The organism is Alteromonas sp. K632G (assembly GCF_017653625.1).
GTDB lineage: Bacteria > Pseudomonadota > Gammaproteobacteria > Enterobacterales > Alteromonadaceae > Alteromonas > Alteromonas naphthalenivorans.
In genome coordinates this window covers 21,830-31,561 of record NZ_JAGGDM010000030.1, presented here as the reverse complement: position 1 = coordinate 31,561, position 9,732 = coordinate 21,830, and the positions used below count along the sequence as shown (strand labels likewise).

General features: G+C 42.7%; 8 protein-coding genes. 3 read left to right on the top strand and 5 right to left on the bottom strand.

All coding sequences use genetic code 11. From position 1 onward, the window contains the following. The 3 genes from J5X92_RS20245 to J5X92_RS20235 all read right to left on the bottom strand — a co-directional run. On the bottom strand, positions 1-242 hold a 242-nt coding region (locus J5X92_RS20245), incomplete at its 3' end, for a cytochrome b/b6 domain-containing protein (RefSeq protein ID WP_208806396.1). Between the two features lie 323 nt (positions 243-565). Continuing rightward, positions 566-2,635, bottom strand: a complete 2,070-nt coding sequence (locus J5X92_RS20240; protein WP_126873969.1) for a catalase — start codon at positions 2,633-2,635, stop codon at positions 566-568. A 322-nt stretch (positions 2,636-2,957) separates the two neighbouring features. Further along, positions 2,958-3,764 (bottom strand): SDR family NAD(P)-dependent oxidoreductase, encoded by an 807-nt coding sequence (locus tag J5X92_RS20235; protein ID WP_208806395.1) that lies wholly within the window; start codon positions 3,762-3,764, stop codon positions 2,958-2,960. 347 nt (positions 3,765-4,111) lie between these two features. Here J5X92_RS20235 and asd point away from each other — a divergent pair, with 347 nt between their 5' ends. After that, positions 4,112-5,236, top strand: coding sequence for an aspartate-semialdehyde dehydrogenase (asd, locus tag J5X92_RS20230; RefSeq protein ID WP_126873971.1), 1,125 nt, complete (start codon positions 4,112-4,114; stop codon positions 5,234-5,236). Positions 5,237-5,465: 229 nt separating this feature from the next. On the opposite strand, the gene J5X92_RS20225 is transcribed toward asd, so the two are convergent. Then, positions 5,466-5,822, bottom strand: coding sequence for a VOC family protein (locus J5X92_RS20225; protein ID WP_126873972.1), 357 nt, complete (start codon positions 5,820-5,822; stop codon positions 5,466-5,468). A 124-nt stretch (positions 5,823-5,946) separates the two neighbouring features. On the opposite strand from J5X92_RS20225, the gene J5X92_RS20220 reads away from it, so the two are divergent. Both J5X92_RS20220 and J5X92_RS20215 read left to right on the top strand, forming a co-directional pair. Next, a complete protein-coding gene (locus J5X92_RS20220) occupies positions 5,947-7,719 on the top strand; it encodes a hypothetical protein (RefSeq protein ID WP_126873973.1) in 1,773 nt (590 codons plus the stop codon). A 49-nt stretch (positions 7,720-7,768) separates the two neighbouring features. Further along, on the top strand, positions 7,769-8,614 hold the full coding sequence (locus tag J5X92_RS20215) for a DUF6279 family lipoprotein (RefSeq protein WP_126873974.1): 846 nt from the start codon (positions 7,769-7,771) through the stop codon (positions 8,612-8,614). A gap of 10 nt (positions 8,615-8,624) precedes the next feature. Here the strand turns inward: J5X92_RS20215 and J5X92_RS20210 are convergent, their stop codons facing one another. Continuing rightward, positions 8,625-9,680, bottom strand: coding sequence for a 2-dehydropantoate 2-reductase (locus J5X92_RS20210; protein WP_126873975.1), 1,056 nt, complete (start codon positions 9,678-9,680; stop codon positions 8,625-8,627). Positions 9,681-9,732: the final 52 nt, after the last annotated feature.

Here is a 9,732-nt window from a genome sequence, read left to right as displayed (position 1 = left end):
TCACTGGCATTTTCGATGATGTGGCTACCCATGTACTGCTGAGTGAAATATATGCAGCAAAGATCAACAGGCCCTAGGAATAGCACAATAAAGCCAAAAGATTTATGCCACGAAAATACCCAATAGGCATTTTGCTCTACCATATAGACACCTGAAGCCAGCATGCCAATTATGATTAAGCCAACAGTCCAGTGTAAAAATAGTGTGGTAGGTGAAAACTTTTGATGTGTATCGTACTGCATATTTTCCTCGGGCAACGCGACGGTTATTAACGCGATAGTTATTAATGTGCATCACTATAAAAGACATAGTGAAATTGCGCTCTTATATATTTCATATAGCCTTGCTACTTTTTACCGCAAATGCAATTGCGTTTTGCGCAACTTGCAAAGTAAAGCTCACGAGCCTTTTAGCTATTCTAAATTAAAATTCAACTTAGCACGGGAAAATTTGCTTGGGTATAGGGGGAAACGCCTATAAAGCGCCCCCCTCAGGTTGAAGACTAGGGCCAATTCCTTTTCGATTACAGTAAATATGCTAAAGGGGAAATGGCCAAAAAACGCCCTTACCCCCTAGCCCAAAAACGTATGTCGCGAAGCTGTTTGATAAACGCATCTGGCTTGATAGATTCGATATCCAAATAACCATCGTCCATTGCATCACCCAAACCTGCAGCTTTAATCAATGGCATGGCGTTCGCCGTGTAACCTACAAACTTCTGGTGAGCATGCGCATCTGAAACAAAATCTTTTGCTTCAGGTTTCATCGATAAAGATGTTGCGCCATCTTCTGAAAGTAATAATAGTACCGCGTCATAAAGCACTGATGGTCCACCATCAATCTTTTGATGCGCCGCAATATGTTTTCCTTCGCTGCATGTTACACCACCTACTTTAGGCGCCACTAACTCAAACATAGCCCCTTCAGCCATTAGGGAGTCGATAACATTTGAAAGCATATCGGCATCAATTCCATCAGACACAAGAATGCCTAATTTACGGCCTTTAAAAGTGCTAGGAGCATTTTTTAAGATACTAAGAGCGTCAGATACCGGTAAATCTTCTCTTGTAGGCATCGCTGCTTCAGCGGGTTCAGGCATTTCTAAAAAACCCAACTCTTGTGCAACGCTTTCGGCTAATGTTTTATCTACATTTAGCAAATGAGACACTACCCGCTCGCGAATAGCTAACCGTTCAACTTTTGACAGTTCGAACGCAAATGCATCACGCATATGTTTTTGCTCTGTTTCAGTTTGACTAATATAAAACTGACGTGCTTGGCTGTAATGGTCTGCAAAGGTTTCTGAGCGGTAGCGTGTTTTACTGCCTTCCATAGGCTCTGCATGTGATTGATAACCCGTCTCTGGGCACGCACGAGGGTTATTTTCATCGGCATCCCACGAATTTGGTTCGTAATTAGCGCGCCCTTTCGGGTTTTGCATTGCCATATGGCCGTCTTGTTGAAAATGGCGCATTGGGCATTTGGGTGCATTAATAGGAAGCTGCGTAAAGTTCGTGCTACCTAGCCGCTTTAACTGCGTATCTAAGTAGGAAAAGTTTCTGCCTTGCAACAAAGGATCATTGGTAAAGTCGATACCTGGCACTATGTTTTGGGTACAAAACGCCACTTGTTCCGTCTCTGCAAAAAAGTTATCAACCTCTTTATTAAGTACCATTTTGCCTACTATTTTCACAGGCACCTGTTCTTCAGGGATCAGTTTAGTCGCATCCAAAACATCGAATTCAAAACTGTCGGCAAAATCTTGGTCGAACACCTGAACGCCTAATTCCCACTCTGGGAAGTCACCTGCTTGTAAGGCATTCCACATATCTCGGCGGTGAAAATCAGGATCTGCGCCATTAATTTTAAGTGCTTCATTCCATACGACCGATTGTAAACCTTGCTTTGGCTTCCAATGGAATTTAACGTATTTCATCTCACCTTCTGCATTTATAAACTTGAAGGTATGCACACCGAAACCTTCCATAAATCGGAAAGACCGAGGTATTGCACGATCTGACATAGCCCACATCAACATATGTGTAGATTCTGGCGATAGACTGGTAAAGTCCCAAAAGTTGTCATGGGCAGTTTGCGCTTGAGGAAAGCCGCGATCAGGCTCTTGTTTTGCCGAATGAATAAGATCTGGGAACTTAATAGCATCTTGAATAAAAAATACAGGGATATTGTTTCCCACCAAATCCCAGTTACCCTGCTGAGTATAAAACTTCACGGCAAAGCCGCGCACATCTCGCGCTAAGTCAGGTGAACCTTTATTGCCCGCTACAGTAGAAAAGCGTGTGAATACAGGCGTTTTTTCGCCTTTACGCTGGAAAATATCTGCTGATGTAATATCTGATAATGATTCGTAAGTTTCAAAATAGCCGTGAGCGCCAAAGCCTCTAGCATGTACCACACGTTCAGGAATACGCTCGTGGTCGAAGTGAAAAATCTTTTCTCTAAGTACGTGATCTTCTAAAACAGTAGGCCCTCGTTGGCCAGCTTTAAGAGAATTTTGATCGTCGTGAATGGGGCAACCTTGCGCTGTTGTCATAGCTGGGTGTCCATTACCCGCGGTTTGATGTAACTCGCCGCCTTTCCCTTTTTGTCCTTGGTATTTAAACGATTCAGCCATTTCAGTTCCTTATAGAGATAACCTAATTGATTACGTTGTAATAACGGTCTAGGGTGAAACATTCATGTTTCAGAACTGAACGAAGCAAGGAGAATTCCATGTTAAATTATTAAATAAAATTAATGACTTAAGTTGAAACCGATTTATAGGCATTAGAGGAATTACAAGAAGAAGGAATATTTTACATACTCGCAAGGCAAGCAATGATAAGGATTAAAAATAGTACAAAGGCAAGATTGAAAAAATGAAATAGTGCCGAATAGGCAAAACACACCAGAGGACCTGATGTGTTCTACATGAAGATGCTAATGTTTGGAAATTATTAACTTAGGTGACAGGCAACAATAGATTCAATTGCATTAACCAATTGCTCTCTATTTGCTGAGTTTTCACCAAATGGATGTGCAGGCGCAAACTGATTGTTGTCGTTGTCAAAATATTCACCTTTTACGTTTGCAAACCTATCACTAAGAGCTGCTTCCACAAATATCTTCGCACCTATTGCTAAATCACCTCCGGCTACACCATAAGCTTCTTTCACCATTTTACTGCCTAACAAAGATTTAGGATTAACAGACACGAACAATGGCCCTGTTGCTGCGTATTTTTCGGCAAAAAAGCGTGTCCACATGGTTATAGCAAGCTTGCTTTGTGCGTATGACATGCCGTCACTCATAGAAGGGCCTTGGCTTAGCAGATCAAAGTTAACGGGGGCTTGAGCCGCAGATGACACGTTAACTACACGGCCATCACTTGGCATAAGTGGCAACAAACGTTTAGTAATGATGAACGGCGCTATCGTATTTACCATGAAGCGTACGTCTAGTCCTGCGCTTGTCTCAATGTCGGGAGAATGAAACACACCCGCATTATTAATGATAACGTCAATGGCTGAAAAAGCGCCTGCCACATCAGTTGTAAATTTATCAACTGCTTGAAAGTCGCTTAAATCTGCCACGAACCCTGTCACCTTTATTGCAGGGTAATCGGCACCTAACATTTGCTCTACACGCTTTAACTTATCAGCACTTCTTCCGTGAATGATCAAATTGTGCCCTTCGTGAGCTAACAATTTTACGGTTTCAAGACCAATGCCGTCGGTCGCGCCTGTTACTAATATAGTTTTCATCCGTTTATTTCCTTTTTAATTTCGTAAAGTAGAGCGCGTTTGACTCGGTACTCATTTAGACTGCTAAAGCCTGAAAAACTGTTGAATCAAGACTACCTTTCTCTAACATGAATGATAATTATGCATTTTAAGAATTAGTTTCAACAAAAGATTGATAATGCCCCCGCCAAATGTGATTCACTTATATCTATAACGTAATATTTCTAAAAACCCGCTAGCCAGCGTTTTAAATTGTTTATAGACTGCAGGCATAATAATGAATATGCGACAGGTATAGGGTTGCCAGAGTGATATCACCGCTGGTTCAACATAAATACACAGTTTAGTTTTATAGGGTTCTCAAGTTAATGTCACAACAAAAAGTAGGTTTAGTGGGCTGGCGCGGTATGGTTGGCTCAGTGTTAATGCAGCGCATGCAAGAAGAGCAAGATTTCGCGCACATTGAACCCACATTTTTTACTACGTCTCAAAAAGGCCTTCCGGCGCCAGATTTTGCAGGTGCTAACGCTGGCGTACTAGAAGACGCATTCGATATTCAAGCGCTTGCGAAGCAAGATATTATCATTACCTGCCAAGGCGGTGATTACACCAAAGAAGTGTATTCTTCACTGCGCGACACCGGCTGGAATGGATACTGGATAGACGCAGCGTCAGCGCTTCGCATGGAAGACGATGCAGTCATTGTTTTAGATCCTGTAAACCGCAAAGAAATTGACGCTGGCGTTGAAAGCGGCATTCGCACTTTCGTAGGTGGAAACTGCACGGTATCGTTAATGTTGTTGGCACTAGGTGGCTTATTCGAAAAAGACTTGGTTGAGTGGGCTTCACCCATGACATACCAAGCTGCTTCTGGTTCTGGCGCTAAGCATATGCGCGAACTTATTAGCCAGATGGGTGCCATTCACACTAATGTAAAAGCAAATTTAGACAATCCAGCGTCTGCTATTTTAGACATCGATAAGCAAGTCGCTGAGTTTATCAGAAGCGATGATTACCCTTCTGAACAATTTGGCGTGCCGCTAGCAGGAAGCTTAATTCCTTACATTGATTCGCAGTTGCCATCTGGGCAAAGTCGTGAAGAATGGAAAGCGCAAGCTGAAGCCAACAAGATTATGGGTTTAACTGAGCAGCCTATTCCTATTGACGGCATTTGTGTGCGTGTAGGCGCTATGCGTTGTCATAGTCAGGCTATCACCATCAAATTAAAACAAGACTTGCAAGTTGAAGAGATTGAGCAAGTTCTTGCACAGCATAATGAGTGGGTGAAAGTGGTACCAAATGACCGTGATGACACCATGCAAGAACTCACGCCAGCGAAAGTGACCGGCACATTGTCTATTCCTGTAGGTCGAATTCGTAAATTGACCATGGGGCCTGAATATATTTCAGCCTTCACCGTGGGCGATCAACTGCTATGGGGTGCTGCCGAGCCGCTTAGAAGAATGCTGCGTATAGTTCTTGGTAAGGCTTAATAAATAATAGCGTAAACACCGCTAAAAATAAGTGACAGAGCCCAGCTTTTTCTAAGCTGGGCTTTTTTATACAGCGCTTTTTTATAAAGGGCTCTTTTATACAGATCATCTCTGGGCCAGCGTGAACATGCGCAGGCTTCTATTACTTTTCAGGCCACTACTCCTTTTCAGGCCACTACTCCTTTTCAGGCCACTACTCCTTTTCAGACCTCTATTCCTTTTCAGACCTCTATTCCTTTTCAGACCAAACCGCGAATTCATTGCCCCCAGGTTCTATAAAGTGAAATCGACAACCGCCTGGAAATTCAAAGATAGGCTTGTTCACATTGCCACCAGCTTTTTCTACCTTGCTTAAGGTTTGCCTAATGTCAGCGCTATAAAAAACTAATAACGCGCCGCCATTTGCTGTGGTGCTAGCGCGCTCAGCTTTAAAAAAGCCCCCGTCTAATCCTTGATTAGAAAATGCCGTGTATTCGGGGCCATAATCGGTAAACGCCCAACCAAATACAGTTTCGAAAAAGCGCTTAGTACTACTGATATCGAATGTACCGAACTCAACGTAGTTAAGCTTTTCGTGTGTTGCCATGATTTTTCCTCATCTATTCAGGTAGATATGGTGAATACTGTAGTGTTAGCGGCTAATATTCCGTATTATTAACACGTCAATGAATGTCATCTTCAATAATATAAAAGCCACATGGAAGTATTTAATGCAAGCTCCGGATTATTCAAACTACAGCCTTGCCGAACTTGAAGATGTGTTAGCCTACATCGACAAAGAGCAATACCCCTATAGAGTGTCTGCCGTGCTAAAGGAAATAGCCTTAAGACACCCCTTAACAAGTAAAACCGAAACGTCTCAGCATCAAGATAGTTCTCATCCTCAAAATACTGCCAATCACGACCCAGTATTGGCAGAAGATAGATACGATGACGAAGCATTGCATGCAAACTGGCTAATTCATTTTTGGAAAGGCCAAGTATCGTTACCTATCAGTTATTGGGTGGTTGGCATTTTAATAACACTTGGTGCACTTGCGCTAAGCTCATTTGTTGAACTTAAAATAGAAAGTGCATCATCGCGAGCTGAGCTTGGTATATACATGATGCTTTTGTACGTGGTGTTAACACCCGTGGTTATCTGGCAATCGGTTGGCATAATTCGCTCTGCCATCCGTCACCCTCATCGCGGTGGCTCTGCTGGTTGGGCAACAATGGCGATAATAATGACAGTAGTAGGAATGATAAATTTCACTGTAGATTTCTATCGGTCAGGGGTACCCATCATTACTGAAAGTATCTCTTTAATTGGCGCTGAATCCACCTATCCCCCTACCAAGTTTAGAGTTTTAAATAATGGCACCGAGCTAGAACTTTATGGCGGTATAGAAATTGGCTCCGAACTACTGCTGCTAGATGTACTGAAACAGAATGAAAACATAACAACAATACACTTACACAGTATTGGCGGAAGACTTATCGGCGCGACTCGTCTAGCTGCTGTAGTCAAAGAATATGGACTTAATACATTTGTGAAAACCTCGTGCTCTTCGGCATGCACTATTGTGTATTTAGCGGGAAAAGAAAGGCTATTGGGTGAAGACGGCGTGTTGCAGTTTCACGCTCCCGCATTAGGCGGCAAGTCTATGCATGACAACACAGAGTTAAGTTCCGCGTTTGACCAAGCGTATAAAGATGCCGATGTTCCAAATTGGTTTGCGAAAAAAATACGAAATACGCCGAATACTGAACTTTGGGCTCCTTCTCACAAAGAACTTTTACGAGCAGGTATTATCAGTAAAGTAGTGGACAGTAGCGCCTACGGGTTCAGTGGCTATGAAGACGAAAGCGAAATAAACACGCAAGCAGTAGAATCTGGTTTATTGACTCATGCCTACTTGGTTGCCATGAAAGACAAAGATCCAGATACCTACTATCGAATTGTCGCTATAAATGAAGAGGGTTTACGGGAAGGCGCTTCTATTAATGCTATTGCAACCCGAGCTCGAGCGGTGTTTGAAGCGAGGATTACGCATTATATCGCCCATGGTAGTGATGCTGACATCGTTGATTATTGGCATGTAATGATAAAACAAATGCAAGAACTTCAAGGGCAATATCCCCTTGCCTGCGCCGCATTTGTGTATCCCGAAGAGGTGCCACTAGAACACCATGCTGGGAATGAAGCTCAGCTATCGAGCGAAGTAAAGGCACTTGAGCTTGAGGTTATAGCAAAGCTTATTGCTCATCAGCAGGTAAGCCCCTCTTTGTATTCTGACGAGGAAAGTGATGACATCATCACGAATTTAGTTAAAGGCATGAAGGATAGCAGTAAGGCACATTTTGAGGTGGTAGCAGCACCTAAAGATTTTCTCGAGTCACCAGATATTATGTGTAGCGCTGCCATAGAAATTCAGCAGCGATTTATTGATTTTGAAATCCAAAATGCGGCTAAATTACTAAGAACTATTAGTGCTCAGTAATTAATTTATATATCAGTAGCTAATAGCTACATCGACAACGGATTTAAAGATGAAAAAGTTATGGCTTGTTCTTGGCTTCTTAGTACTGACAGGGTGCTCGTCTAAGCTTGCATACAATAACCTCGATTGGCTTATTTATTGGTACATGGACGATTATGTAGAGCTTAACGATTCACAAGAAGCTATTTTCGATATTAAGCTTGAAGGGTGGATTGATTGGCACAGAGAAGAACAATTGGCTTTATATTTGGCCCAACTAGAGCAGATAACCGAAGATATAAAACAAGATAAGTTAAACAAAGCTGTTATTGCCAATCATCTAAATCAGGCTAATGAGCACGTAATGACATTACGTTCGAAAATAGCGCCTGAGTTAGCAGAACTCGCTTCCCGCTTAAGTGACGACCAAGTTATTTATTTGTTTGCTGCAATTCAAAAAGAAAATAAAGAAGAGCAAGAAGAGCTTGATGAGTACGACTCAATGTCTGACAGCGAAAGGCTTGAAAAGTTAATTGAGAATTTCGAAGAAGGTTTTGAAGACAGTGTAGGTGACTTAACTGACGAGCAAAAAACGATGATAGCGAATGCCGCACCTCACTTCGCCCGTACCCGTGGAAACTGGCTTGAATACCGCATAACCATGCAGAATGAAGCGCGCCGACTGTTTGCAAGCAGACAAAATACAGAAGCCTTTCAACAAAAGCTAACCCACCTACTTACTCACCCTGATGACTACCGCACCGAAGAGTACCTAGCACGCAGAAAGGCTAACAGAGAAGCATATTTATCGTTGGCCGATGAGTTGGTAAAGACAATGACCGCTAAGCAGAAGTCACACTTGTTGAAAAAGCTCAACAAGATTATTGACGATATTAACGACCTTCAAGACGATTAAAAGCGATAGACTAGCTAGCAGCTATCGCTTGTTGTAGGGTGGCTGCAGTCAATCTTGGTGCCCCTTCTCTTGCGCTTTCAGCTGCTTTAATGAGTTTGACTATTGCGGTATTAGCGGGGGTACTCACTTGATGCGCTTCACCTAAAGCAACAATTTCGCCATTTAGGTAATCGACCTCTGTTTTTCTATTCAGCGCTAAGTCCTCATACATAGATGAACGTGCCTGAGGGTCAATTTTTAACGTTGCAGCAGCTACCTTTTTAAACAAAAAATTAGGCAATGACATAATATAAGGCATAAGTTTAGGAACGACCTTGCCTGTTTTAGCCGGTTCAATACCAGCCGTTTTCATTGCGACTAACGCTTCTTTTAGCACAACCGCCATTACTTTTCGGTATTCGTTGTCGTGCAATTGCTCAAGTAGTGGTTTGCCTGAAAGTGCATTAACGGCGTTATTTAAATTCATGAGCAGCTTACCCCACTGCACACTAGATAAATCCTTATACACCTGAACAGGCAAGTCGGCCATGTCAAACAGGCCGACTAAGTCTTCCGCTTTCCCGGCTTTATCTTCAATACACAAATTGCCTTCTGTACCGCAGTGAAAATGCCCGTCGCCCTGCCCTAGCACGTTAAAGGGAACCATGCCTTTCATGACGGTATAATTCGGTAAGCATTCTGATAGTACCTGTGCGTTTCTTACGCCGTTTTGAAAGCTGATAACAATCGGATTAGTTTTCTGTAGAAGGCTATTGCCATATTGCGCAATAAGCAACGCAGCCTCTTGAGTATCACCGCTTTTTACGCACACTAAAATGTAATCAGCATTCTCCATTACCTCGGCACTTTTAGTAAAATTAACGGCGTCCGGTTTAAGCTTTGTATTCCTACCCCGCCAATCGGTTAACGTTAAGCCGCTCTTCCCGATTTGTTCTTTTAGCCTTGCACGGCCAATTAAGGTGACATTCGCGCCAACAGACAGCAAACAGCCTCCTAAATAACATCCGATGCTCCCAGCGCCTAACATGACGATATTCGCTTTGTTTGCTGTCTTTATTTTGCTCATGCTATTACCCACTGCCAGATTTAAATACGTCTAAATACGGCAAGATTTCGCG